This window comes from Rhodococcus sp. GXMU-t2271 (genome assembly GCF_041414735.1).
Classification (GTDB): Bacteria; Actinomycetota; Actinomycetes; order Mycobacteriales; family Mycobacteriaceae; genus Rhodococcus; species Rhodococcus indonesiensis.
Window position 1 is genome coordinate 177884 of sequence record NZ_JAUIZP010000001.1, and the last position, 25977, is coordinate 203860.

Below are 25977 nucleotides of genomic sequence, written 5' to 3' on the forward strand. Positions count from 1 at the left end.
CAGTGCGCCGAGGGCCGTCCATCGGCGGTCCGGAAGCGCTTCCTCACGCGTTTTCCTCTGTGACGTATGCACCGCGGCACCTCCATCGAGACAGCATGTTTGTGTTACTTAAAGTTACGTATATTGCGCGCAACTGTAGAGAGGCTGTGGGGGACGGCGCAAGAGGGAGGCGCCACGTCCTGCACGATCTTCCGGTGAGGTGCGTGGTCACCTCCGCCCCCACCGCGGGGGACCGAGCCCGCATTTGCGGTAGTGATACTCATGCCCCCGGACGCCGAGCCACGGACCATGAAGGGATGAGTACGCCGACCCCGCCCGGTCTCGATCCGCGGCTCGTCGCCCAGCTGTCCGGCGAGTGCTACGCGCTCGAACAGCACCTGCTCGCTGTCGGCGCGCACGTCGCGCACCTACGGGCCCAGCTCGACCGCCTCGCTGTCACCCCGGCCCCGGCCCCGGTGCCGGTGCCGGCCCCCGCGCCGTCCGTGTCGCGGACCCCGCCGCCACCCCCACGGCCGGTCCCGCCCGTCGTCCCGCCGCCGCCGGCGTCGGCGCGGGAGCCGTGGTGGCAGCGCGACGGCGTGATCAGCCGGGTGCTCGCCGTCGCGGGAGTGGCGGTCACCCTCATCGGCGTCGTGATGCTGCTCGTGCTCGCCGCGCAGGCCGGGATCTTCGGTCCCGTGCCCCGCGTCGTCTCCGGTGCGGTGCTGGCCGTCGCGCTCGTCGCCGTGGGGATCCGGGTGCACCGACGCGAGGGCGGACGCATCGGCGGTGCTGCCCTGGCCGCGACCGGTTTCGCGGGCGGCTACCTGGTGCTCTTCGCGGCGACCGCGTACTACCGGTGGGTGCCTGCCGTCGCCGGTCTGGCCGCTGCCCTCGTCGTCGCCGGTGCGGGCATCGCGCTCGCGGTGCGCTGGTCGGACCGGATCCTGGCCGTGCTGCTCGTACTCGGTGCCGCTCTGCTCGCCCCGGCCCTGTCGGAGGGCGATCCGCTGCCGCTGCTCGGCTTCCTGCTGGTGTTGCTCGTCGCGAGCTTCCCGGCCCAGTGGCAGCGCAACTGGGCGCTGCTGCATCTCGCGCGGGTCGTGCCGATCGTCGCGGTCCTGCTGGCGACGATCGCCGGGGGCGAATTAGCCGACCGTGGCGAGCTGGCCTGGCTGGTCGGATTCCCGGTGGCGGTGGCCGTCTTCGTCGCCGGCACCGCGGTGCTGCTGCTGCGCCGGGACCCGGGCGACGTCGTCGCCGCGGTGTGCCTGGCGGTCGCGGCGCTGCCGCTGCTCACGGTCGGTCTGCGGCTGGACCGGTGGCCGGCCGTCGCACTCGAAGCCACGGCCGCCGCCGGGTACCTCGCGCTGTTCGCGCTCGCCGGCCCCCGGTCGCGCCCGCTGAGGGTGGCGTCCGCCGCGGTGGCGGCGTTCGCGCTGCTGCACGCATGCCTCACCGGTGCGAGCCCCGATGCGGCCGCCACGGTACTGCTTGCCGTCGCCGCCGGTTATGCAGGCGCGGCCGCATCGATGCGCTCGCGGTTGCTGTTCGTCGCCGGCCTCGGCTTCTGGGTGCTCGGCGGCGCGATGTTCTACGACGGGGCCGAAATCGAGAATCTCACCGACCGGATGCAGGCGGTGGACCGCCTCGACGTGACCACGCTGGTCACGGCGGTCCTGCTCGCCGCGGTCACGCTGCTGTTCGCGTGGACGGCGACACGACTGCATCTCGTCCGGGACCGGGGCGTGCCGTGGATGTGGAGCGGGGTGGCGCTCGTGGTGCTGTACGCGGTGACCACGGCGCTCGTCACGGCCGGCGTGCTCCTGGGGGGCGCGGATGCGGGGTTCGTCGCCGGGCACGCCGCCGCGACCATCTGCTGGATGATCGCGGCGACCGCGATGCTGGCGCTCGGTCTCGCGCGCACCGAGTACGCACACGCCGCCCTGGCCGCGGGGCTGTCGCTGACCGCTGCCGCGCTGGCCAAGCTCTTCCTGTTCGATCTCGCCGCCCTCGAAGGGGTGTGGCGGGTCGTCGCCTTCATCGTCGTGGGCCTGCTACTGCTCGCGGTCGGCACCCGCTACGCCAAGGCGTTCGCCGGTCGGGAAGCCGACTCGGCGGAGCCTGGACACGACGAGGACTGATCCGGCCGGTCAGTCGCGACGCTGCCGCGCGATCAGTTCGCTCACGCTGATCGACTGGCTGTTCTCGGCTCCTCCGTGCCGGCCGCCCTGCGCATCCTGCTCGTCGGTCTGCGACCGCTGCGCCGGGGCGTCGTCGGTGGGGGCGCCGGCCTCCGCCGGGGGTGTCGGCTGCGCCCGATCGTCGGTGACCGGCTGATCCGCCGTCCGCGGGTTGGCCCGTCGCAGCTGTGAGAGCCAGTTCTCGATCGCCTGCGGGTCCCGGGCCGGTGCGCCGGAAGAGCGCCGTTGCGGCTGTGCCTGCGGGCGCACGTAGGTCTGGGTCACCGGCGGTGGCACGTCGCCGCGTTGCCGGCGGGGCAACGGGGGCGTGGCAGGGTGACGGCTGTCCGTGGGGGGAACCCCGCCCCGCTCGCCGCTCGGGGTCGGGGGCGGCGTCTGCGGGTCCGGGACCTGCTGCGGGCGGGGCCGCTGCGGCAGGGGATGCTGTGCCTGCGGTTGCGGGGCCTGCGGTTGCGGGGCCTGCGCCCGCTCGGGGCGTGGCTGGGGTTCGGGTGCCGGCGGGCGGGGACTGTCCGGGGTGGGAGCCGGCCGCGGCGGCGTCGGGATCCGGCCCGACGGATTCGCCGCCGCCGGCTGCTGCGGCCGTGCCTGGGCCGGGGCGGCACCGGTCGGGCGGCGGGGCGGTCGGTCCCGATCCTCCGGGGCCCGTGCCGGCGGCTCCGCCGGGCGTGGTGGGCGAGGGGGCGCCGACCGGCGGACGGGTGGCTGCAGGTCGCGCACGCGCCGCTGCTCGGCGGCCGAGCGGGGTGGGGCGATCTTCGGCAGCGGCTGCGTCATCGGATCGTCCATGGCGACGCCGGCGACGGTCGGCAGGCGATGCGACCCGGTGGCTGCGACGGTGGCCGGACCGAACATGCCGACGGTGATCAGCTCCGGCACGTCCTGCGGCATGAGCTCGTTGTCGAGGATCGGCTCGGCGAGCCCGATCCTGGCCTGGATGCGCTTCATCCACGCCGGTGCCCACCAGCAGTCGTCGCCGAGCAGCTTCATCGTCGCCGGCACGAGCAGCATGCGGATGACGGTGGCGTCGATGATCAGGGCCGCGATCATGCCGTAGGCGATGTACTTCATCATCACCAGTTCCGAGAAGCCGAAGGCGCCGGTCACGACGATCAGGATCAGCGCCGCGGCCGTGATGATGCGGCCGGTGTGGGCCGTGCCGATCCGGATGGACTCGGTGGTGCTCGCCCCCTGCGAGCGGGCTTCGACCATCCGGGAGAGCAGGAACACCTCGTAGTCGGTGGACAGGCCGTAGATGATCGCGATGATGAGCACGAGTACCGGCGACATGATGGGGCCGGGGGTGAAGTTCAGGGCGCCGGCGCCGTGGCCGTCGATGAAGATCCACGTGAGGATGCCGAGGGTGGAGCCCAGGCCCAGTGCGCTCATCAGTGCCGCCTTGATCGGCAGCACCAGTGACCCGAAGGCCAGGAACATCAGCAGGGTCGTGAGCACCACGACCACCGTCACCATCAACGGCAGCGTGTTCATCAGGGCGGCGATCGAATCCTGCTCGATCGCCGGTGTCCCGCCGACGAGTACCTCCACGCCGTCGGGCCACTGCGCCGCGTGCAGATAGTCGATGGTCTCCGCAGAGTTGTTGCGGTCCTCGAGGCCGGCCTTGACGACGCGGACGCCGTCCCGAGCGGGGCCCTCGATGGAGAACTTCTCCACCAGGCCGGGCGCCGAGCTGGCCGTCTGGATGATCTGGTTGAGATCGCCCCCCTCGGCCCCGCGGACGACGATGCGTACCGGCTCGGCGCGCTGGCCGGGGAACAACTCGTCGAACTGCTCCTGAGCGAGCCGGGTCGGGTGGTCGGGCGGCAGGTAGGTCTCGTTGATGCCGCCGAACTTGATGCCGGTCAGCGGCACGATGAGCAGCAGCAGGCCGATCACGGTGGGAATCGTGACCTTGAGCGGGTTGCGCATCACCCAGCGGGTGATGCGTCCCCAGACGCTGTTCTCGATCTGTTCGTTGGACTGGATCTGCCCGAATCGGGACCAGCCCCACTTGTCGATGTTCTTGCCGAGGATGGCCAGCATGGCGGGCAGCAGTGTGATCGAGGTGATCGCCGCGAGGGACACCGTCGCGATCGCGCCGTAGGCGACGGACTTGAGGAATCCCTGCGGGAACAGCAGCAGGCCGCCGAGGCTGGTGACGACCATCGTCGCGGAGAACACCACGGTGCGTCCCGCCGTCATCACCGTGCGGCGGATCGCGGCGGGTGTGGCGTAACCCTCGGCGAGTTCCTCCCGGAACCGGGACACCATGAACAGGCCGTAGTCGATCGCCAGACCCAGGCCGATCAGCGACACCACCGGGGCGACGAACGAGTTCACCTCGGTGAAGTTCGTGATGAGCCGCACGATGCCGTTGGCGGCGACGACCGTCAGTCCGCCGGTGATCAGCGGCATCGCGGCCGCGATCACCCCGCCGAAGACGAAGAACAGCAGGATGCCGACCGCCGGGATGGCGAGCAGTTCCATGCGCTTGATGTCCTGCGCCATCGTGTCGTTGAGGGCGCCGGAGATCGGTTGCAGGCCGGCGAGCTGCACGTCGACCCCGTCGATGAGGAACTCGTCCTTCACGTCGCGGAAGTTGTTGGTCAGCTCGGTGTCGTTGTCGCCGGCGATGGCGATCGACGCCACCGCGTGCTGCCGGGACTCGTCCGCGAGAGCGGGCACCGCGGGGGCCCCGTTCGTCGGCCAGTATGCGCCGTTGATCTTCAGGATCTGATCGGAGTGGTCCGCGACCAGCGAGTTCAGGCTGTCCTTGACCTTCGCCGCGAACTCCGGATCGTCGACCGTCCTGCCCTCCGGCGCCGTGTACAGCGCGAGGACGTCGCCGTTCGTGTCCCGGCCGAAGGTGCCGTCGGCCAGCTTCGCCGCGGCGACGGACTCCGAGCCGGGATCGTCCCAGCCGCTCTGACTGAGATGATCGCTCAGGCCCGCGCCGTACCCGGCGAGCCCGAGCAGACCGGCGACCATCACCGCGATGACGGTGAAGCGCGCACGGTGGACGAGCTCTCCCCAGCGGTCGAACACGAAACTCTCCTATTCGGCCACGCTCTTGCGGCCCACGAGCAGGGCGGACAGCGGTCGGAACGGCTGCAACCAGGCGCCCTCGTCGGGCAGCGAGTCCAGGCTCACGCGTGGCAGCGGCTCGCGGAACACCCCCGGGATGTCCTCGAGGTCGAGGAAGTCGAGCACCTCGGACGTGACCGCCCAGCTGGCGTGCTCGCGGAAACCGAGGACCTGCACCGCCACGCCGGTGGCGGCGATCTCCTCGAGCGGTTCCCGGAACGCCTGCCCGTCGGCGGAGGCGACCATCACCCCCGCCAGACCCTCACTGCGTCGCAGCGCGATGTGCCGCAACATGTCGGAGTCTACGTCGCTGTCCTCGTCGATCTTCGGCTTGGCGAACACCGCGAAACCCACGTTGCGCAACGCCTCGACCCACGGGCGGACCACGTCGGCGCTGCCCGGGGCGATGTTCGTGAACACCGTCGCCTCGGGTTCGAGGGTGGCCGTCGTGGTGCGTGAGAGTTCGGCCGTGCGGCTGAGCAGCCACCGTCCGAGCGCGTCGAACCGCGGCCGGTACGCGGCGGTGGGCCGGCCACCCAGGATGGCACCGAGACCCATGTCCAGGTTCGGCGCGTCCCACACGAGCAGCACCCGCTCGCGCCGCTCGGTGCCGTCCGCCGGGGGAGCCGCGGACACGTCGGACACTTCTCCGTGGACGCTCATGCCCTGATCTTCCCCCAGACGAGCTCCGTGATGCTGCTGCCCACCCGCTGCGCCTTGTCCTCGAACTTCGTGACGGGTCGTTCGTGGCTGATGGGGGACTCCCAGTCGAGGCTCGTCAGCAACGGCTCGGCGTTGCCCGCCTCGGCGATGGCTTCGGCGTACTCGGCGTGGTCGGTCGCGACGTGCAGCACGCCGCCCGGCTGCAGCCGGCTCGCGATCAGGGCGAACGTCGGTGGCTGCAGGAGCCGGCGCTTGTGGTGGCGGGCCTTGGGCCACGGGTCGGGGAAGAACACCCGCACTCCGGTCAGCGACTCGGGGGCCACCATGTGCTCGAGTACCTCGACGGCGTCGCCGCGCAGGATCCGCAGGTTCCGGATCGGCGTGTCGGTGTCGTAGGTGCGCTCGATCTGCTGCAGGGTCTGCGCGATACCGGGCTTGTAGACCTCGACGGCGACGAGATTCACGTGTGGTTCGGCACGGGCCATCGTCACCGCGGCGGTTCCGGTGCCGGAGCCGATCTCCAGCACGACCGGTGCGGAGCGGCCGAACCAGGCATCCATGTCGAGCCGGTCGTCGCCGACGTCGCGGCCCAGCTCGGGCCAGCAGCGGTCCCACGACTCCTGCTGCGGGAGCGTCAGCGCACCCCGCCGCGAGCGGAAACTCGTCACCCGCGGGTACAGACGGTTTCCTCGGGTCGGGCCCTGCTCCAGCGTCTCGGTCGTGTCCAGATCGGCGTCGTTCACCCGACCATTGTCGCGTATCGACGGAGTGTGTGGCAGGAGGGACTGAAGTGACCACAGTGTTTTCTCAGGGTGCCGACGCCCCGGGCCGCTGCCGTCGCCCGCCCCCTCTGTCAGAATCGGCGGCGACACACGGGGGTGGTCATGGTGGGGGATGCGGGGGTCGCGCACGCTCGGTGGCGGCAGATCGTCGAGGACATCGGCCGGTTCGACGCCGGAGCCGGCCGACAGGCCCAGCGCGCCCTGGAGCGGCACGACGCCCCGCTGCGGGTGCAGATCGCCGGTCGCGGCGGGGCCGTCCGTCCCACCCTCCGCACCGCCGTCGAGGCGGCGGTCGCGCGCGTCGAGGCCGCGGAACTCGACTCGCCGGACCGGCCCGAACCGGTCCTCGACGCGGACGTCGTCCTCCTCGTCCTCGCCGCGCGGGCGCACCCCGCCGATCTGGCGGCGCTCCTCACCGTCGACGCCGAACGACTCGTCGTCGTGCTCGATCGGACCGAGGGACTCGACGACGCCGACGCCGCATTCGCCCACGCCGCCGCGCAGGTGCGACGGCCGGTCCTCGCGCCCGGGTCGGCGCCGGCGGCGGTGGCCGACCGGCTCGGATCCGCGCGCCGCCGCCGCGCCGCTGCGCTCGCCCGCGACCTGGCCGGCATCGCGGCCGGCCCGCGAGCCCGCGACGTCATCGAATCCGTCCTCGACGATCTCCTCGGGTCGGAGTGGTGATCCCGGCCGACGTCGGCGACGTCGTGCGCCGCTGGAACCCGGACGGATGGGCTCGGCTGCACGCACCGGCGGGCCCGCCGCGGGTCCGGGTGGCCGGGGTCGACGGTTGCGGTTGCGCAGTCCTCGTCGACGAACTCTCCGCGCTCGACGCTGCCCCGGAGTACGTCCGCGACGGTCCCGCGACTGTCGTACTCATGGTGTTCGAGGCCTCGGCCTACCTCGGCCGGACCGAACTCGCCGTCCTCGAGTCCGCCGGGCGGGGCGCCGGCCGCGTGGTGTGCGCCCTCACCGGCATCGACGCGCACCCGGACTGGCGGGACGTGCACGACAGGGACGTCGCGCTGCTGCAGCGGCACGCGCCCTGGCTCGGTCCGGTGGCCCTGCTGCCCGTCGGGACGTCGCTCGCCGCCCGCGCCCGCGTGGTCGGCGGCGACGCGGGCGCGGTGCTGCGACTCGAATCCGGGATCGTGGACCTGCACGAGGCCCTGACGGCGGCGCTCGTCGCGGGCCCGCACACGGATCGGGCCCTGCGCACCGCCGTCGTCGCCGAGACCCGCCACCTCGTGATCCGCGCGGCCGCCGAGTTGCGCGCCGGCGACGACACCGCGGCACTGCGCGCCGAACGGGCGCGATGGAGCCTGCGCGCGTCCACTCCCACCGACGACGGCAGTCTCCGAGCCGAGCTGCAACGGGCCCGCCTCGACACCGCGCAGGCCGTGGCGGCGGCCGTCCGGGCGGCGTCCGCCGAGGTCCGCGACGCACTCGAGTCGGTGGATCCGGCGCTCGTGCCGGATCTGCTCGACGACGCGGTGCGCGGCCTGTACGTCCGGGTGGACGCGGTCGTCACCGCGCGGCTGGCCCGCCTCGATCCGATCGAACAGCGACCGGCCGGACCGCCGATGGCGCCTCCGCGTCTCGCGCCCCCGTCCCCACGACGTTCCGTGGAGGACCGCCTCACCGTGGTGATCGGTGCTTCGGCGGCGGCCGGACTGGGACGGGTCGCGGTGTCCCCGCTGTCCCTGGTGCCCGGGCTCGAGCTGGCGACGGTACCGCTGAGCCTGCTGCTCGGCGCGGCGGCCGCGTGGTGGCTGGTGCGGATACGGCGCCGGCTCGCCGATCGGGATCGGATGCGCCGGTGGGCGCTCGAGGAACTCGTCGACGTGCGGGCCGAGCTCGAGGCCGTCGCGCTCGAGCGGCTCGTCGACGCCGAGGCCCGGCTCGCGGCCGCCGTCGCCACCGCGCGTGCCGCCCGGATCGCCGCCGCGCGGGAGCGCATCGCCGCCGTCGACGACGAACTGCGACGTCGCGCCGAGGACCGGGCCGGGAAGCTGGCGGCCTGCGAGCGCGATCTCGCGGTACTCGCCCGGGCGGGAACCGCCGGCCGGGCGGGTGCGTCCAACGCGATGACGGCATCCGACGGTGTGGCACGGGAGTGAGGAGCGCACGATGGTGGACGGTTCGATCGACATCGACGACGGGGAACCCGGTCCACCCGTCCCGGGACGTCCGTCGTTCGTCCCGGGACTGGTCCCGGCCCTGCTCGACCCGGTCGGCCCGGGCGCGCTGCCCCCGCCCGTGGACGTCGACGGCGACGGCCTGCCCGAGACCGTCACGTTCACCACCGCGGAGGCCCTCGTCGTCGCGTCGGACACCGACGCCGACGGCTGGTTCGACCGGGTCACCGAACTCGGCGACGACGGACGGTTCGGCGTGTGGCAGTTCCGGTGCGACGTCGACGGGGCAGAGTCCTGGACCCGCATTGACGAAGGTCACCTGGACGGGGGAAAGTGAGACAAATCGCCTGTGCCGAGAGGGCGTGAGGCGGGTACGCTGTCACCCCTCTGAATCGTTTCTGTGACATTTCCGACCGGCCCCGATTGCCATCACCCCGAAGTCCGGCGTTAACCTCTATGAATAGGACATCCGGCGCCCGCCTCGTCCGTTCGGCCACGGAGGAAGCGGGTGGTACCCCTGCCGAGAGGGGGAGTCCGGGTCCGCCGCTGGTCCCTGGGACGGTTCGTCGCAGGTCGGGGGAGGGATCCGGTTCCGGCGCACCCCAGGAGAGTTTGATGACCTCAGTGACCATTCCCGGTCTGAACGGCACCGACGGCACGCCCCCGACCCAGCACGCCGAGCTGCTCGCATGGGTACAGGAGGTCGCCGAACTCACTCAGCCGGACCGGGTCGTCTGGGCCGACGGGTCCGACGAGGAATGGGACCGGCTGACCACCCAGCTGGTCGAGGCAGGGACCTTCACCCGCCTCGACGACGAGAAGAAGCCCAATTCCTTCCTGGGTAACTCCGACCCGTCGGACGTTGCGCGCGTCGAGTCGCGCACCTTCATCTGCTCGCGCAACGAGGTCGATGCCGGACCCACCAACAACTGGATGGACCCGGCCGAGATGCGGGCCACCATGACCGAGCTGTACCGCGGCAGCATGCGCGGACGCACCCTCTACGTGGTGCCGTTCTGCATGGGCCCGCTCGGCGCGGACGACCCGAAGCTCGGCGTCGAGATCACCGACTCGGAGTACGTCGTCGTCTCCATGCGGATCATGACCCGCATGGGCACCGCGGCCCTGGAGAAGCTGGGCACCGACAAGCCCTTCGTCAAAGCCCTGCACTCCGTGGGTGCACCGCTCGAGCCCGGCCAGAAGGACGTGCCGTGGCCGTGCAACGACACCAAGTACATCACCCACTTCCCGGAGGACCGGGAGATCTGGAGCTACGGCTCCGGCTACGGCGGCAACGCCCTCCTCGGCAAGAAGTGCTACTCGCTGCGTATCGCGTCGGCCATGGCGCACGACGAGGGCTGGCTCGCCGAGCACATGCTGATCCTCAAGCTGATCTCGCCGGAGGACAAGGCCTACTACATCGCGGCCGCGTTCCCGAGCGCCTGCGGCAAGACCAACCTCGCGATGATCCAGCCGACCATCCCGGGCTGGCGCGCCGAGACCCTCGGCGACGACATCGCGTGGATGCGGTTCGGTGAGGACGGCCGGCTGTACGCGGTCAACCCCGAGTACGGCTTCTTCGGCGTCGCGCCCGGCACGAACCACGGCTCCAACCCCAACGCCATGAAGACGATGGAGGCCGGCAACACGCTGTACACCAACGTCGCGCTGACCGACGACGGCGACGTGTGGTGGGAGGGGCTCGAGGGCGATCCGCAGCACCTCACGGACTGGAAGGGCAACGACTGGACTCCCGAGTCCGGCACCCCGGCCGCGCACCCGAACTCGCGGTACTGCACCCCGATGTCGCAGTGCCCGATCCTCGCCCCCGAGTGGGACGATCCGCAGGGCGTGCCGATCTCCGCGATCCTGTTCGGCGGTCGCCGCAAGACGACGGTGCCGCTGGTGAGCGAGTCCCTCGACTGGCAGCACGGCACCTTCCTCGGTGCGACGCTGTCGTCCGAGCAGACCGCCGCCGCAGAGGGCAAGGTCGGCACCGTCCGTCGTGACCCCATGGCGATGCTGCCGTTCATCGGCTACAACGCCGGCGACTACCTGAACCATTGGATCAACATCGGCAAGTCCGCCGACTCGGACAAGCTGCCGAAGATCTTCTACGTGAACTGGTTCCGTCGCGGTGACGACGGCCGCTTCCTGTGGCCGGGCTTCGGCGAGAACTCCCGAGTGCTCAAGTGGATCGTCGATCGCATCGAGCACCGGGCCGGCGCCCAGTCCACACCCATCGGCTTCGTGCCGTCGGCCGCGGACCTCGACCTGGAGGGCCTCGACGTCGACCGCGACGACGTCGACGAGGCACTGAAGGTCGACGTGGCGGAGTGGAAGGAAGAGCTGCCCCTGATCGAGGAGTACTTCGAGTTCCTCGGTGAGAAGGTGCCCTCCGGCATCCGTGACGAGTTCGAGGCCCTGAAGCAGCGCCTCGGCTGACGCCTGACCGACCGAATGTCACATCGGATCGCTTGGATCGATCCGATGTGACATTCGGCGTTTCAAGGGTGCCGGCTGTTCAGGACGACCGGCTCGTGAGCCATTCGTCGATGCGACGTCGTGCCTCCTCGGGCGGGACGTCCTCGACCCGCGTCATGATCGCCCACCGGTGCCCGAACGGATCGAGGATCGTCCCGAACCGGTCCCCGGTGACGAACGTCGACGGTTCCTCGAAGACCTGCGCCCCCTGCTCGACGGCCCGGGCGAACGTCGCGTCGACGTCGGTGCAGTACAGCACGTAGGAATGGTCGACGGCGTTCGTCCCGTCCGGGGCGCGCAGGCCCATGGCCGGCGCGGGGTCGCTCAGCTGGAGCCGGCCGCTGCCGAAGTCCAGTTCGGCATGGGCGATCGTGCCGTCGGGTCCGTCGGTGCGGTCGACGACCTCGGCGCCGAACACCGTGCGGTAGAACTCGACGGCGCGGGCCGCACCGTCCACGACGAGGAACGGTGTGAGGGCGGTGTAGCCGGTGGGAATCGGTTTCACGGAATGCGTCATGCGACCAGTCTGGCGTCGTCACGAGCTGCAGTATTGGACGTTTCCGACATCCTTCGTCCCGGGCCACGGACCGAATGTCACACGGGTTCGATTCGATCGAAGGAATGTGACATTCGGTCAGTTCTGCGGCGAGGGGTTCGCGGTAGGGCCGTTGTCGGCTCCCCACGTGAATCGGGCATCCGGCGGAATGATGCAATAGGTGACGACGGAACCAATCCGGTCGGCACTGCGACCGGGAGGAGGATCGGGCCCATGAGCGGTATCTACAACAATGTCACCGAGCTGGTCGGGCGAACCCCGATCGTGCGGCTGAACCGGCTGACCGAGGGGCTCGACGCCCAGGTCGCGGTGAAGCTCGAATTCTACAACCCGGCCAACAGCGTCAAGGACCGGATCGGCGTGGCGATCATCGACGCGGCCGAGAAGTCCGGCGAGCTGCGTCCCGGTGGGACGATCGTCGAGGGGACCAGCGGCAACACCGGCATCGCACTGGCGATGGTCGGTGCCGCACGCGGCTACAAGGTCATCCTGACGATGCCCGAGACGATGTCCACCGAGCGGCGCGTGATGCTGCGGGCGTTCGGCGCCGAGATCGTCCTGACCCCCGGCTCCGAGGGTATGGCCGGCGCGGTGTCGAAGGCGGAGGAGATCGTCGCGAAGACCGAGAACGCGATCCTCGCCCGCCAGTTCGCGAACCCGGCGAACCCGGAGATCCACTACAACACCACCGGTGAGGAGATCTGGAAGGACACCGGCGGGGAGGTCGACATCTTCGTCGCCGGCATCGGCACCGGCGGCACCATCACCGGAGCGGGCCGCAGGCTCAAGGAATACAAGCCGGAGGTGAAGATCGTCGGCGTCGAGCCCATCGATTCGCCGATCCTCACCGGCGGGCAGCCGGGCCCGCACAAGATCCAGGGCATCGGCGCGAACTTCGTGCCGGACGTGCTCGATCGGGCGGTCTACGACGAGATCGTCGACGTCTCGTTCGACGACGCCGTGCGCGTGGGCCGGGATCTCGGCACGCAGGAGGGCATCCTCGGCGGCATCTCGTCCGGTGCGATCGTGTGGGCGGCGCTGGAACTGGCGAAGCGGCCGGAGAATGCGGGCAAGCTCATCGTCGCCGTGGTCTGCGACTTCGGCGAGCGGTACATCTCCACTCCGCTGTTCGAGCACATCCGGGACTGAACGAATCGTGAGTGTTCTGCGCACCCTCCGGGAAGACCTGCAGGCGGCCCGGGGCCACGATCCGGCGTCGCGTGGTGACATGGAGAACGCCCTCGTGTACTCGGGCCTGCACGCGATCTGGTCGCACAGGCTGGCACACCGGATGTGGGCGCGGCCGGCGCTGCGGGGACCGGCCCGCATCCTGGCGCAGTTCACCCGCTTCCTCACGGGCATCGAGATCCACCCCGGCGCGACGATCGGCCGGCGATTCTTCGTCGACCACGGCATGGGCGTGGTGATCGGAGAGACCGCCGAGATCGGCGAAGACGTGATGATCTATCACGGCGTCACGCTCGGCGGACGGTCGCTGGCACGGACGAAGCGGCACCCGACCATCGGTAACCGGGTCACCATCGGCGCGGGGGCGAAGGTCCTCGGGCCGGTGGTGATCGGCGACGACGTCGCGATCGGCGCGAACGCGGTCGTCACCCGCGACGTCCCCGCCGACTCGATCGCCGTCGGCATCCCGGCGACGATCCGGCCGCGCAAGTCGCACGAGGAACTCGTCGACCCGGCGTGCTACATCGATCCCGCGATGTACATCTGACGTCCATCGCCGTCTGACGGCCGAATGTCACATCGGGTCGACTGGATCGACCCGATGTGACATTCGGCCCAGACCCGGGAGAGGGGGTCAGGCGCCGTAGCCGGGCGGGTACAGCACCGACTTGGTCTCGCAGAACGCCTCGACGCCCTCAGGGCCGTTCTCCCGTCCGATACCGGAATTCTTGTAGCCGCCGAACGGCGAGCCCGGGTCGAAGGCGTACCAGTTGATGCCGTAGGTGCCGGTGCGTACCCGCGACGCCACCTCGAGGCCCTTGGCGACGTCGGTGGTGTAGACGGAGCCGGCGAGGCCGTAGTCGGAGTCGTTGGCGATCTTCACCGCCTCGTCCACGCTGTCGTACGGGATCACGCACAGCACGGGACCGAAGATCTCCTCGCGCGCGATAGTCATGGAGTTGTCGACGTCCGCGAAGATGGTCGGTTCGACGAAGTATCCCTTGTCGAGTCCGGCGGGCCGGCCACCGCCGAGCACCACTCGCGCGCCCTCCTCCTTGCCCTTGGCGATGTAGCTCTCGACGCGGTCGCGCTGCTTGGCGGAGATCAGGGGCCCGAGCTGTGCGGATGGGTCGTCGGGGGCGCCGACGGGGAAGAACGCGGCGGTCGCGACCATCTTCTCGACGACCTCGTCGTAGCGCGAGCGCGGCGCGAGGATGCGGGTCTGGCCGACGCAGGCCTGCCCGGTGTTCATCAGACCGGACATCACGAGCATCGCGATCGTCGAGTCGAGGTCGGCGTCCTCGAGGACGATGGCGGCGGACTTGCCGCCGAGTTCGAGCGAGCAGCGTTTGAGGTTGCGGGCCGCGATCTCGCCGATGTGCTTGCCGACGGCGGTCGAACCGGTGAAGGTGATCTTGTCGAGGTCCGGGTGCGAGACGAGGTACTCGCCGGTCTCGGCGCCGCCCGGGACGAGGGAGAGCACGCCCTCGGGCAGCCCCGCCTCGGCGAAGATCTCGGCGACCGCGTTGGTGGTCAGTGGCGACTCGGGCGCGGGCTTGAGCACGACGGTGCAGCCGGCGAGCAGGGCCGGCCCGAGCTTGTTGATCATCAGGAACAGCGGCACGTTCCACGCGATGACGGCGGCGACCACGCCGACGGGTTCGCGCGTCACCCGGGAGCGTCCGAAGGCGCCGGTGCGCTCTTCCGTCCAGGGAAACGAATCGGCAAGGCCCGCATAGTAGTTGATCGTCGCCAGCGACGGCGTCACCTGCATCATCTGCACCGAGGCCGGCGGCTGGCCCATCTCGGCGGACAGCGACGCCGCGAGGTCGGCGCTGCGTTCCTCGATCAGCTTGGCCGCCTTGGCGAGCACCTGGGCCCGCTCGGACGGCGTGGTTCGGGGCCACGGCCCGTCGTCGAAGGCGCGACGGGCAGCGGCGACGGCGGCGTCGATGTCCTGCGGTCCGGCGACCGGCACGGAACCGACGCGTTCCTCGGTGGCCGGGGAGAACACCTCGAGGCGCTCGTCGGTGGAAGGGGCGGCCCAGCGTCCGCCGATGAAGAGCTTGTCGTAATCGGTCATGTCACCTTTCCTCAACGATCTTCGGTTGCTCACTTGTCCGACCGGGCGGGGTGGGTGTCGACGAACCCGGTGAAGCCGTACTGCCGGTGCGGCCCGATCACGGCGACCTCGAACAGCCCCGTGCCGACCGCGTCCGACCCGGTGATCCGGAACCGCGCGAGATGGTCGGTGGGGCAGAACAGCAGCAACGCCGGGTCGATCTCGCGGACGTCGCGGCGCAGCGACTGCACCACCAGCTCGCCCTGCCACATGCCGTGCCGCCAGTCCTGCTCGAGCCCGTAGCCGGTACCGACGGCGAGCAGGTTCGGCACCAGCAGTTCGCAGTCGACGGTCACGACTTCCGACCCGGGCCGGTGGAATGTCAGTACCGCCCCCGTGACGTTGCGGGTGCCCGGCGCGAACACCAGCCGGTGTTCCGGCCGGCCCAGCCACTCGGGCTCGGCGCCGGACCGGATCCGGATCGCCTCCTCGACCAGACGCCGACCCTGGTCGTCCTCCTGCACGATCGTGACGAGCGTGTCGTTCTCGAACTGCATCACCGAATAGATCCAGAAGAAGCCGGGCGTGCCCTCGTGTGCCTTGCGTCCGGGCGGCTCCGGTTCCCCGACCGGGCGCACGCCCCACGAGCGGTCGCGGTTGCCGAGCCACGTCCGCGGATCCACCTGCCGCGTCTGCCCGTCGACCGTGAGAGTGCCCGACCATCGGCCGGACTGCACGAACCGTGACGTGTCCATGACGACGCGCTCGAGCTGGCGCAGTCGCTGCGGTGTCTCCTCGGTGGCCGGGACGGTGCCGTCGAAGGTGATATCGAAGGAGAGGTCGGCGGTCTCGGCGTGACCCGGCTCGAGGACCACCCGCAGCCGCTGCAGTCCCTCGAGCACCTCGACGCGCAGCGGTCCGACGGTCGTGTCGGTCCGATCGGTCCCGAGGGCCTTCGACGCCCGGACGACGAGGTGGTCGTCGCCGCGGCGCAGCACCGCGAAAGCGTCGGCCACACCGAGATTCGGGTACTGGCCCATGCCGACGATCAGGAACAGGTCGGCGGTGTCGGCGGGGTAGCAGTTGAAGTAGTACCGGTCGTAGAAGTTGCGATCGGACGTCGCGACGCGCCGGATCGGTTCGGCCGTCTGGTGGACGGGGTAGTCGTCCAGCGGGGAGAGGGAGCTCACGACGCCGGCCCCTGCCGGTCGGTGCCGTCGAGCATCGCCTCGAGGGTGGCGCGGTGCATGATCCCGTCGTCGGGGTCGTCGGGTGGTTCCGCGTGCCCGAAGTGCACCGCGCGAGTGTGGATGCGCAGCATGATGATCGCGTGCTGCAGCGCCGCGTGGACGGTGTAGAAGTGCAGGTCGCGGGGGACGTGACCGGTGCGCTGCACGTACGTGCGGGCCACGTCGTCGAGACGCAGGAAGTCCGGCAGGCCCGGGAGCCCGGCGGCGACGGCGATGTCCTCGAAGAACCGGTGCAGGAACGTCATCCAGGCCAGGTCCATCTCGCGGGCGCCCAGGGTGGCCAGTTCCCAGTCGAGCACCGCGACGGGCCGGAACCCGTCGAAGAGGATGTTGCCGATCCGCGCGTCGCCCCAGCACAGCACCGCGGGGGAGCGGTCTTCGGGACGGTGGGTGTCGAGCCAGGTGAGCGCCCGCTCGACGAGCGGGGAGCGGGGCCCGCCGGTGCGGGTGGTCCATTCGTAGTAGGCGCGCTGACGATCCAGGTGCGCCCGGACGGCGTCGGCGACGGTGCCGGCCGGTCCCAGCCCGGCGCTCGCCGGCGGGACGCCGTGGACCCCGGCGAGCACCTCGACGCAGGCGTCCTGCATGGCGGCGCGCTCGGCGTCGCCGGCCTCGGTGACCCAGGAGCCGAAGTTGTACGGCATCACGTCCGGCGGTACGCGACCGGCGACGCGGGTCATGACGAAGAACGGGGCTCCGAGCGGTGCGGGGTCGGGTTCGTACCAGTGCACAGCCGGGACGGGCACACGGGAGTGCTCGGCGACGGCGCGCATGACACGGGCCTGGCCCTCGAGGTCGTAGGTGGGGAAGACGGGCACGGCGGTCTCGGCCGGGGCGACGCGGGCGACGAGCGGACGGTCGACGCCGTCCCAGCGGGCGTCGAACAGCAGCGTCTCGCTGGACATGCCGGTGGTCTCGGGGATGTGCACGTTCTCGACGACCGGGTCGGTCACCTTCGTCGCGAGCCACGAACGCAGGTTCTCCCGAACCTGCTCGGGATCGCGCCGGGAGTCGCTGGGCCGGGCGACCTCGGCGTCGTGGCCGGCGGACGTCGACGCGGCAGGGTCGATGCTCACGCGCTCTCCTTCCGGCCACCGGGGACTGTGACCTCGAACACTAGAACACGTTACAGGTTTTCGGAAGGGGTCAGGCCAGGTGGGTCCCGAACCAGGCGAGCATCCGGTCGTACGCCTGGGCGGCCGCGTCCGCGTTGTACCGGGGGCCGGTGTCGTTGAAGAAGGCGTGGTCGGCGCCGGGGTAGGTGACCACCTCGTGGGCGAGGCCCGCCCGCTCGAGCGCCGCGGTCGCCGCGTCCCGCGAGGCGTTCACCCGCTGGTCGAGTTCGGCGTAGATCGCGAGGACGGCGGCGCGGGAGCCGGCGAAGTCGGCAGCGTCGGGCAGCGGTCCGTAGAACGGGACGGCCGCCGCGACGCGCGGGTCGCCGGTCGTCAGCAGCAGCCACGTCATACCGCCGCCGAAGCAGAATCCCACGGCGCCGATGCCCCGATCGGGTACCCGCCGGGTCAGTTCGTCGATGCCCGACCGCATGTCCTGGGAGAACCGTTGCGGCGGAACGGTGCTCAGCGCCGCCGTGGCCTGTGCCGGGTCCGTGAACACGGCCGTGCCGCCCTCCTCGGAGAGGAGGTCGATCGCGAGCGCCGAGTAGCCGGCCCCGGCCAGGCGCCCGGCCACCGAGCGGATGTGGTCGTTGAGCCCCTTGTTCTCGTGGATCACGAGCACGGCGCCCCGTGGGTCCGCCGCAGGCGCCCATGCGCCCTGCAGCGTTCGTCCTTCCGGCCCGGCGAACGTGATCGGCTCCGTCGCCACGGCCTCCGCGGTGCCCGGCGGCGGCCGGTCCGGCGATGCGGGGGCGGCCCCGGACGGGGTGGAAGATGTTGCAGACGAATCGTTCTCGGTCGCACAGGCCGCCAGCAGCGCGGACGACGCGGTGAGGCTCAACCCCAGCAGCCCCAGCCGGCGCAGCGCCTCGCGGCGGGTGAGCAGACCGTCGGCGTGATCCACCGCGATCTCCTCGGCGATGTAGCGCTGGAAAGGCGTCATGGCCGCTCCCGTCCCCGAGGGCAATACCTTCGTATTGTGACGCGAGAAGGGGCCGCGGCGCGGGCGATTCGCGCCGAAGCTCAGTCCGCGACGGCGAGGAACCCGGCGCCGGCCAGGGTTCCCGTGGCGGCGAGCCGCGCCGGGACGAGCCGCAGCCCGGACAGGAACGGCAGCCGCGCGTGCCGGGACGCAGCCGCGCGCATCGGCTGCCACAGCGGCGCGCCGGCCTGGGCGAATCCCCCGCCGACCACCACGAGGTCCACGTCGACCAGCGCCGCGGCCGACGCGATCACCTCCCCCAGGGCCGTCCCCGCCCGTTCCAGCGCGGCCACCGCGACAGGATCGCCCGCGCCCGCGTCGCGGGCCAGCGCCGTCCCGTCGGCACCGGACCAGCCGTGCGCCCGCGCCCACCGCACCGCGGCGGGCCCGCTCGCCACGGTCTCCACGCACCCGACGCCCCCGCACGCACACGGATCGGTACCCGAGCTCGACACCATGTGCCCGATGTGGCCCGCGTTGCCGGTCCGGCCCCCGGCGATCCGGCCGCCCAGCACCAGGCCACCGCCGATGCCGGTGGAGACCACCACGCCGACGAGGTCGGCGGCGCCCCGACCCGCCCCGAGCCGGTGCTCGGCCAGCGCGGCCGCGGCCCCGTCGACCGCGAGCCGCACCCGGGAGCGCGGGAACAGCCCGCGCACGGCATCGGCCAGATCGAATCCGCGCGCCCACTCGCCGATGTTGATCGGCGCCACCGAGCCGGCGCCGGCGTCGACCGGTCCGGCACTGGCGATCCCGACGGCCGTCACCTCGCTCCCCGCGGCGGCCTGCCGCAGCAGCTGCGCGCACGCCGCCCACACCCCGTGCACCGGCGTCGGCACCGTCCGTGGTGTGCCGAGCGTGCCGTCGGCGCGGACGCGGGCGGCCGCCATCTTGGTGCCGCCGACGTCGAGGGCGAGCGCGACCATCAGCGCCGGCGCAGCACGAGCACCAGGTTGCTGACCAGGAACTCCCGCAGCGCGGGGACCCGGACCAGCCACCACGCCCAGCGCGGGTGGTACCGGGGGAACGCGGCCAGCAGCTCCCCGTGCGGCGTCGACCGCGCCCATTGCAGCCCGTCGCGGCAGCCCACCTCGAACAACGAGACCCCGTACCGGTTCTTCGGTTCCCGGCCGTGCCGGCGGGCGTACCGCCGGGCCGCGTACTCGCCGCCGAACGCGTGCCACGGGCCGGTCTCGTGCCCGCCGAAGGGGCCCCACCACAGCGTGTACGACAGCACCGTCAACCCACCCGGCCGTGTCACCCGCAGCATCTCCTCGGCCATCACCCACGGCTGCGCCACGTGCTCGGCGACGTTCGACGAGAAGCACACGTCCACCGACCCCGTGCGCAGCGGCAGCGCGAGGCCCGAGCCGCGGACCGACCCGCCCACGGCGAGGCCGGCCGCGTGCATCTCCGACGGATCCGGCTCGACCGGCACGTAGCGGGCGCCCGCCGCGCCGAACACCTCCGCGAAGTATCCCGGTCCGCCGCCGACGTCGACGACGGTCGTGCCGGTGAGGTCCCGGCCGGTCAGGCCCGCGTACAGATCACCGATCAGGTCGACGGTGTCGCGTGCGAGCGAGCCGTAGAACAGCTCGGGTGCGGACTGCTCGTGCCGGAAGTCGCCGAGCAGTCCGACGGACCGGCGCAGGGTGGCGCGCCGGGCGAAGGTGCGGGCCACCGGGGGGACGGGCAGGGTCGGAACAACCACGAGGAGCAACCATAGCGGCACTCGCACTGCACTACCCGCCGGTAACCCTCCACCGCGGGTGCCCCTGCACCCGTTAGTGTGTTCCGGGATACAACCGTCGACGACGAACCACAGGGGGTCGCCACGTGCGCGAGGTTCTGTTGCTGTGCTGGCGCGATACCGGGCACCCCCAGGGCGGAGGCAGCGAACGGTACCTCGAGCAGGTCGGCGCCCAGCTCGCCGCGCGCGGCATCCGCGTCACCCTCCGCACCGCCGCCTACCCCGGTGCCCCCCGCCGCGACGAGATCGACGGCATCACCGTCAGCCGCGGCGGCGGACGGCTCACCGTCTATCCCCGGGCTCTCGCCGCGATCGCCGCCGGACGTCTCGGCTTCGGCCCGCTGCGCCACCTCCGGCCCGACGCGGTGATCGACACCCAGAACGGCATCCCGTTCTTCTCCCGGCTCGTCGCCGGGGCGCCCGTGACCGTGCTCGTGCACCACTGCCACCGCGAGCAGTGGCCCGTCGCCGGCCGCGTCATGGCCGCACTGGGCTGGTGGATCGAGTCCACGCTGTCGCCGCGCGTGCACCGCGACGACCAGTACCTGACCGTGTCGCTGCCGTCCGCCGACGAGCTGATGGCCCTCGGGGTCGACCGCGACCGCATCGCCGTCGTGCGCAACGGTGCCGACGCCGTGCCCGCCGGCGTCGAACCCGGCGACGAACACACCCGCACCGCGCACCCCACCGTGTGCGTGCTGTCGCGGCTCGTACCGCACAAGCAGATCGAGGACGCCCTCGTCGCCGTCGCCGCGCTGCGCGACCGCGTCCCCGGCCTGCACCTCGACGTCATCGGCGGCGGCTGGTGGGAGCGGAACCTGCGCGCGGCCGCCGCGGACCTCGGCATCACCGATGCCGTCACCTTCCACGGCCACGTCGCCGAGGACCGCAAGCACGAACTGCTCGCCCGGTCCTGGGTGCACGTGATGCCGTCCCGCAAGGAGGGCTGGGGGCTCGCCGTGGTCGAGGCCGCCCAGCACGGTGTGCCCACGATCGGCTACCGCAGTTCCAAGGGCCTGACCGACTCGATCATCGACGGCGTCACCGGCGTGCTCGTCGACTCCGCGGACGAGCTCACCGGTGCCGTCGCCGACCTGCTCGCCGACGCCGACCGCCGCCGCACCCTGGGCGGCAAGGCCCGGGTGCGCGCCGCCGAGTTCTCCTGGTCCGCGACCGGGGACGGGGTGCACGAGGTGCTCGCCGCGACGGCCGCGGGCCGTCGCGTCTCAGGACTGTTCCCGCGCCCGGCGCCGACCGCCGTGGTGCTCGCGGCGCCGGACGCGCCGTCGCAGGACCAGCAGGCCCACGAGCCCGCCTGCTGACACCGCCGCCCACAGCGCGTGCGCGGCGAGCGCCGCCGTCCGGTCGTCCGACGGGGTCCCGGCGACCCCGGGCACCCGGTACAGCGACAGCGCGGCGTCGGTGACCACCGGCTCGAGCTGCTCGAGCGTGCGGGCCGAGTCGCCGAGATCCCCGGGCGTGCCGTGCTCGACGAGCACCCATCCCACGCCGTGGGCCGCGAGGTCGGCCGGTGCCGCCCCCGCCAGCAGCAGGCGTTTCACCTCCGCGGCCCCCCGGCCCTCGCCGGCAACGGTGCCGCCGGCGACGACCAGTTCCCCGGACTGCAGCACGTCCGCGCGCAGCATCCGGGGGGCCGGATCGAGAACCGGTGCGGCGCCGCTGAACTCGAATCGGCGGAACATGCCGGCCGGCAGCACCGCCACATCGCCGTCGCCGGACGGGACCGTCGCCGCGACCCGCTGCCACGCGTCCGGATACTGCACCGGACGCACGCGTCCACCCACGCCCCACGCCAGGTCCGGAAGGGCCAGCAGCACCGTCAGTGCGGTCGCCGTGGCCCAGACGCCGGCTCGCCCGCCGAAGCGTGCGTGCAACGTGCCGACCCCCGCCGCCGCGGCCAGCGCGTACAGCGGCACCGCCCAGGCCACCCACTTCTGCGTGTCGCGCAGCAGACCCGCACCCGGGACGTGCACCATCGCCCACTCGCCGGCCTGCAGCCCCGGCCCGGTCGCCGCGAGGGCCGGACCGAGCACCGCGACCGCGGCCAGCGCCGTCAGCACGCCGAGCACCGGGTTGCGCCGCCGCCGCCACAGCGCCGGCACCCCGCACGCCACCACCAGCAGCAGCGCCGCCGTGCCGACCAGCGCCCACACCGTCGTCCGCGACGCGGGCACCGCGTCGGCGTTCCAGATGCCGCCGAGCCCCGCCACGCTGCCGAGCGTGCCCAGCGCGGGTTCGGCCCGTGCCGCGAAGGCGCGCACCCCCGCCGGATCCGACCCGTCACCCGCACCGCCGGACACGGCCGTCGCCACCAGCCACGGCGCCGCCACCGCACCCGCCAGCGCCACTGCACCGGCCAGCCGCGGCACCAGCCGGGACCGCCCACCCGGGGGCGCGAGCACGGCCAGCGCCGTCACCGACGCCAGCAGCGCACCCGTCGGGGTCAGGCCCGCCACGCCCAGGCACACCGCCAGCGCCGGCCACCCGGAGCGGGCGCCCCGCCGCACCGCCACGGCGGCCACCACCGTCCACGGCAGCGCCGCGTAGCCCACCAGCAGGCTCCAGTGCCCCTGCAGCAGCCGTTCCGCCACGTACGGGTTCCACACGCCCACCGTCGCCGCCACCAGCCGGGCCGGCAGCCCGGCCGTCGGCAACAGCACCGCCACCAGACGGGCGCTGCCCCAGCCGGCCGCCCACAGCGCGCCGGTGAGCAACGCCGTCACCACCAGGCCGCCGTCCACCACCGAACTCGCCGCCGCCAGCAGCGCGTCCTGCGGCACGGCCCGCGCCGCGGCATCGGTAAGGCCCAGCGCCGAGTCCGTCGGGAACGACCGTGGAGTGCTCACCGCGTCGCGCAACAGCAGGTAGCCGGGGGAGGTGAGCAGCGGCCCGAGCACCACGGCCGCCAGCGCGAGGCTGTAGAGGGCCGGGACAGCGGGACGCAGCGACACCGGCCTGGGCATGGCCGCACAATACCCATCCCGCGCCGGTGTCCCGGCGCCTCGTCGCCCGCACCTGCCGCGTGCAACCATGGTCCGATGCCGCGACCTGAGATGCCGCGCTCGGCCACCGGAACCGCCGTCGCCGGGATGACGATGGTGACCGCCGGTGCCATGACCGCCAACCTGGCGTCCTACCTGCTGCACCTGCCGGCGGCCCAGTGGCTCGGGCCCGCGGGATACGGCGAGTTCGCCAGTCTGCTGGCCGCCCAGCTGGTCCTGGCGGTGCCGGCCCTCGCCCTGCAGACCGTCGTCGCCCGGGAGACCGTGCGGGGGGCCGGCACCGCGGCTCTGCGCCGCCTCGGCTATCGCTGCGCCGGCCTCGCCGGGTTCGTCGCGCTCGCCGTCGTGCCCCTCGTCGCGTGGGCTCTCGACACCAGCGTCGCCGGGGCTCTCGGCTCGCTCGTCACCGCACCCCTGCTCGTGCTGCTCGCCGCCGAACAGGGCCTGCTGCAGGGCCGGGGACGGTTCGGCGCGCTCAGCGTCGTTCTCGCCGCCGCCGGCGTGGCGAAGGTCGTGCCCGCCGTCGCGGTGCTCGCCGTCGGCGGCGGGCCGGGGGCGGCGCTGTTCGCCGGTGCGGTCGGCACCGGATTCGTCGCGGCCGCGGCCGCCCTGCTCGTGTCGCGCTCCCCGGCGGGCCCCGGATCCGGGGCCACTCCGGTAGTCGGTGTGCTCGCGGTGCTGCGCGCCTCGCAGGTGCAGCTGGCGCTGATCGCGCTGACGTCGCTGGATCTGCTGCTCGCCCGCACTGTGCTCGACCCGCGGGACGCGGGACTGTATGCGCTCGGCGCCGTCGCGACGAAGGTCGCGTTCTGGCTGCCGCAGGCGGTCGGGGTGGTGCTGTACCCGCGGATGGCCGACCCCGCCCAGTCCGCGGCCGCGGTCCGATCGGCCCTGACCGTCCTCGTCGGGATCGGCGCGGCGCTCGTCGCGGGCGCAGCCGTGGGCGCGCCGCTGGTGCCGCTGCTCGTCGGTGAGGCGTACGCCCCGGTGCAGTCGCTGCTGTGGCTGTTCGCATTGCAGGGGGCGTGCCTGGCGGTCCTGCAGGGCGCGCTGCTGTCCGCGATCGCCGGCGAACGCACCCACCTCGCGGCCGTCGCGTGGGTCGGTCTCGCGGCGGAGGCCGCGCTCATGCTCACCGTCGCCACCACCACGCGGCAGTTCGTGCTCGTCGCGGTGGCCGTCGCGGCGACGACGGCCACCGTGGTCTCCGTTCTCGCCGTGCGCGCCGCCCGCACCGTCGGGCCGGATACGAGGCCCGCCCCCTCTGACCGAATGTGACATCCGTTCGATCCAACCGACGCGATGTCACATTCGGTCACACGACGATGCCCCTCCCGAACGGATCGGAAGGGGCATCGGCCGGGTAGTTACTGCTGCGGCGGTTCCTTGCGCAGGTCGGTGCGCGGGATCTCCTGCGTCTGGTCCGTGGTCCAGTCCCGCTGCTGCGGGGGAGCGTCCGTGCGGGGGATCTCCTCGGTGCGGTCGCTGGTCCAGTCGCGCTGGCCCGGGGCGGCGTGGGCCGGTCCGGCCGGGGCGGTCGGGCCACCCGTCGCGGCGACGGGACGGCCGCTGCGGCCGCTGCCACCGCGCAGGCCGAGCACGATGCCGGCGATCAGCGCGAGCAGGCCGAGGATGCCGAGGATGATCGGCACGGTGCGGCCGAACAGGTTCAGCGTGTCGATGCCGTTCTTGGCCTGTTCCACCTGGAACTCGATGGTGTCCTCGTTGAACGGCAGGGACACCTGCAGCACCGTCACCTCGGGACGGTCCGCTTCGCGGGCGTAGTACTGGTACTGCTGCTCCTGGCCCTTGATGACGACGCCGGTCTCCGGCTCGACCCACAGGTCACGAACGTTGGTGTACCAGCGGGTCATGGTCACCGGCGTCTCGCCGCCCTCGACACCCCACGTCGAGGCGGGCAGGCTCAGCTTGTAGGTCGGCACCGACGGATCGACTGCGGACAGGTCGACCGGCTCGATCTCGTGCCGGAAGTGGTAGACCTCCACGCCGTTGATCTCGGTCTCGTCGACGTAGTCGATCGGGTAGGTCTCACGCGCATTGAGGTCGAAGTACGGGTAGGACTTCTGTTCGGTGCCGAACGGGAAGCGGTACTGCAGGCCGTCGCGGTCCGGGATCTCCGTCGGGGGAGCCGTGGCCGAGGTCTGGATGGTGCTGACCGCGTCCGGGTTCTCCTCCTTGGTGACCGGCATGCCGCTGACCCGGTCCACCGTGACCCGGTCGACGGTGGCGGAGACCAGACCCGTGTCGCCCTGCATGTCCAGACGACGGACCGTCTGGCCCGCCTGCAGGGTCATGATGTCCGCATCCGCCGGGTCCTCGACGGTGACGAACCGCTGCGCCACGATCGGCACGTCGGTGTCGACCTGCGCCCGCCCCGACAGCAGCGCCCGCGCGTTGAGGATGTCGCCCGTGCCTTCGGCGACCGTGGTCACCTCGAGGTCCAGCGGCGTCTTGGCGAGTTTGCCGACGGTGTACGTCGGGATCAGTATTGCCGCGACGATGAGGAAGGCGCCGAGGCCCACCAATACCAATGCCAGTTTCCGGCCCGAGCCCGAACGCTCAGCCATGCTGTGTCTCCTCACTCAACGGTTCCATCGAGTACCCCCACCGGCAGCCGGTCTGCACGGATCGCCTGGCATCCGGCTCGCGAATACCACGTGAGCCCAGACACTAACAGGGCATCCGCCCGACGC

General features: G+C 72.1%; 21 protein-coding genes. 9 read left to right on the plus strand and 12 right to left on the minus strand.

What is annotated here, in order from left to right; all coding sequences use genetic code 11:
• The first annotated feature begins 296 nt into the window (after positions 1-296).
• Complete coding sequence (locus QYS60_RS00835) at positions 297-2123, plus strand: DUF2339 domain-containing protein (RefSeq protein ID WP_371382152.1); 1827 nt, start codon at positions 297-299, stop codon at positions 2121-2123.
• A gap of 9 nt (positions 2124-2132) precedes the next feature.
• Here the strand turns inward: QYS60_RS00835 and QYS60_RS00840 are convergent, their stop codons facing one another.
• The 3 genes from QYS60_RS00840 to trmB are packed head-to-tail and all read right to left on the minus strand — an operon-like array spanning position 2133 to position 6709.
• Complete coding sequence (locus QYS60_RS00840; RefSeq protein WP_371382153.1) at positions 2133-5228, minus strand: MMPL family transporter; 3096 nt, start codon at positions 5226-5228, stop codon at positions 2133-2135.
• A gap of 9 nt (positions 5229-5237) precedes the next feature.
• Positions 5238-5930, minus strand: a complete 693-nt coding sequence (locus tag QYS60_RS00845; RefSeq protein WP_289382127.1) for an NYN domain-containing protein — start codon at positions 5928-5930, stop codon at positions 5238-5240.
• Positions 5927-6709, minus strand: coding sequence for a tRNA (guanosine(46)-N7)-methyltransferase TrmB (trmB, locus tag QYS60_RS00850; RefSeq protein ID WP_193788867.1), 783 nt, complete (start codon positions 6707-6709; stop codon positions 5927-5929). The genes QYS60_RS00845 and trmB overlap by 4 nt, the downstream gene beginning before the upstream one ends.
• Before the next feature lie 105 nt (positions 6710-6814).
• Here trmB and QYS60_RS00855 point away from each other — a divergent pair, with 105 nt between their 5' ends.
• From QYS60_RS00855 to QYS60_RS00870, 4 genes are all read left to right on the plus strand, one after another.
• Positions 6815-7396, plus strand: a complete 582-nt coding sequence (locus QYS60_RS00855; RefSeq protein WP_371382154.1) for a hypothetical protein — start codon at positions 6815-6817, stop codon at positions 7394-7396.
• A complete protein-coding gene (locus QYS60_RS00860) occupies positions 7393-8832 on the plus strand; it encodes a hypothetical protein (protein WP_371382155.1) in 1440 nt (479 codons plus the stop codon). The genes QYS60_RS00855 and QYS60_RS00860 overlap by 4 nt, the downstream gene beginning before the upstream one ends.
• Positions 8833-8842: 10 nt before the next feature.
• Positions 8843-9187 carry a DUF6802 family protein gene (locus tag QYS60_RS00865; protein ID WP_289382133.1) on the plus strand — a complete coding sequence of 115 codons (345 nt, stop codon included), beginning with the start codon at positions 8843-8845 and terminating at the stop codon, positions 9185-9187.
• A gap of 278 nt (positions 9188-9465) precedes the next feature.
• Entirely contained in the window at positions 9466-11295 is a 1830-nt protein-coding gene (locus tag QYS60_RS00870; protein ID WP_003939079.1) for a phosphoenolpyruvate carboxykinase (GTP), read from the plus strand.
• Between the two features lie 79 nt (positions 11296-11374).
• Here the strand turns inward: QYS60_RS00870 and QYS60_RS00875 are convergent, their stop codons facing one another.
• Complete coding sequence (locus tag QYS60_RS00875; RefSeq protein ID WP_371382156.1) at positions 11375-11851, minus strand: VOC family protein; 477 nt, start codon at positions 11849-11851, stop codon at positions 11375-11377.
• Positions 11852-12103: 252 nt separating this feature from the next.
• Here QYS60_RS00875 and cysK point away from each other — a divergent pair, with 252 nt between their 5' ends.
• Positions 12104-13039: a cysteine synthase A gene (cysK, locus tag QYS60_RS00880; protein ID WP_003939081.1), complete on the plus strand. Its 936-nt coding sequence runs from the start codon at positions 12104-12106 to the stop codon at positions 13037-13039.
• Between the two features lie 7 nt (positions 13040-13046).
• Positions 13047-13625, plus strand: a complete 579-nt coding sequence (epsC, locus tag QYS60_RS00885) for a serine O-acetyltransferase EpsC (RefSeq protein ID WP_040784247.1) — start codon at positions 13047-13049, stop codon at positions 13623-13625.
• Positions 13626-13712: 87 nt separating this feature from the next.
• On the opposite strand, the gene QYS60_RS00890 is transcribed toward epsC, so the two are convergent.
• The 6 genes from QYS60_RS00890 to QYS60_RS00915 form a co-directional block, all read right to left on the minus strand.
• Positions 13713-15161, minus strand: coding sequence for an aldehyde dehydrogenase (locus QYS60_RS00890; protein WP_371382157.1), 1449 nt, complete (start codon positions 15159-15161; stop codon positions 13713-13715).
• 29 nt (positions 15162-15190) lie between these two features.
• Positions 15191-16330 carry a hypothetical protein gene (locus QYS60_RS00895; protein WP_371382158.1) on the minus strand — a complete coding sequence of 380 codons (1140 nt, stop codon included), beginning with the start codon at positions 16328-16330 and terminating at the stop codon, positions 15191-15193.
• Positions 16327-17466 (minus strand): phosphotransferase family protein, encoded by a 1140-nt coding sequence (locus QYS60_RS00900; RefSeq protein WP_371382159.1) that lies wholly within the window; start codon positions 17464-17466, stop codon positions 16327-16329. Before QYS60_RS00900 ends, QYS60_RS00895 begins: the two co-directional genes overlap by 4 nt.
• A 70-nt stretch (positions 17467-17536) precedes the next feature.
• On the minus strand, positions 17537-18451 hold the full coding sequence (locus QYS60_RS00905) for a dienelactone hydrolase family protein (protein ID WP_289380168.1): 915 nt from the start codon (positions 18449-18451) through the stop codon (positions 17537-17539).
• An 80-nt stretch (positions 18452-18531) separates the two neighbouring features.
• Complete coding sequence (locus QYS60_RS00910; RefSeq protein WP_289380170.1) at positions 18532-19416, minus strand: ROK family protein; 885 nt, start codon at positions 19414-19416, stop codon at positions 18532-18534.
• A complete protein-coding gene (locus tag QYS60_RS00915; protein WP_289380198.1) occupies positions 19416-20171 on the minus strand; it encodes a class I SAM-dependent methyltransferase in 756 nt (251 codons plus the stop codon). The genes QYS60_RS00910 and QYS60_RS00915 overlap by 1 nt, the downstream gene beginning before the upstream one ends.
• A gap of 155 nt (positions 20172-20326) precedes the next feature.
• Between QYS60_RS00915 and QYS60_RS00920 the strand changes: the two genes are divergently transcribed.
• The gene (locus tag QYS60_RS00920; protein WP_003939089.1) at positions 20327-21562 is read left to right on the plus strand and encodes a glycosyltransferase family 4 protein; all 1236 of its coding nucleotides are present in this window, start codon (positions 20327-20329) and stop codon (positions 21560-21562) included.
• Here QYS60_RS00920 and QYS60_RS00925 read toward each other — a convergent pair.
• Positions 21467-23224, minus strand: coding sequence for a hypothetical protein (locus QYS60_RS00925; protein WP_371382160.1), 1758 nt, complete (start codon positions 23222-23224; stop codon positions 21467-21469). The genes QYS60_RS00920 and QYS60_RS00925 overlap by 96 nt on opposite strands.
• A 90-nt stretch (positions 23225-23314) precedes the next feature.
• On the opposite strand from QYS60_RS00925, the gene QYS60_RS00930 reads away from it, so the two are divergent.
• The gene (locus QYS60_RS00930) at positions 23315-24541 is read left to right on the plus strand and encodes a polysaccharide biosynthesis protein (protein WP_371382187.1); all 1227 of its coding nucleotides are present in this window, start codon (positions 23315-23317) and stop codon (positions 24539-24541) included.
• An 89-nt stretch (positions 24542-24630) separates the two neighbouring features.
• Here the strand turns inward: QYS60_RS00930 and QYS60_RS00935 are convergent, their stop codons facing one another.
• Positions 24631-25851, minus strand: coding sequence for a DUF3068 domain-containing protein (locus QYS60_RS00935; protein WP_371382161.1), 1221 nt, complete (start codon positions 25849-25851; stop codon positions 24631-24633).
• Positions 25852-25977: the final 126 nt, after the last annotated feature.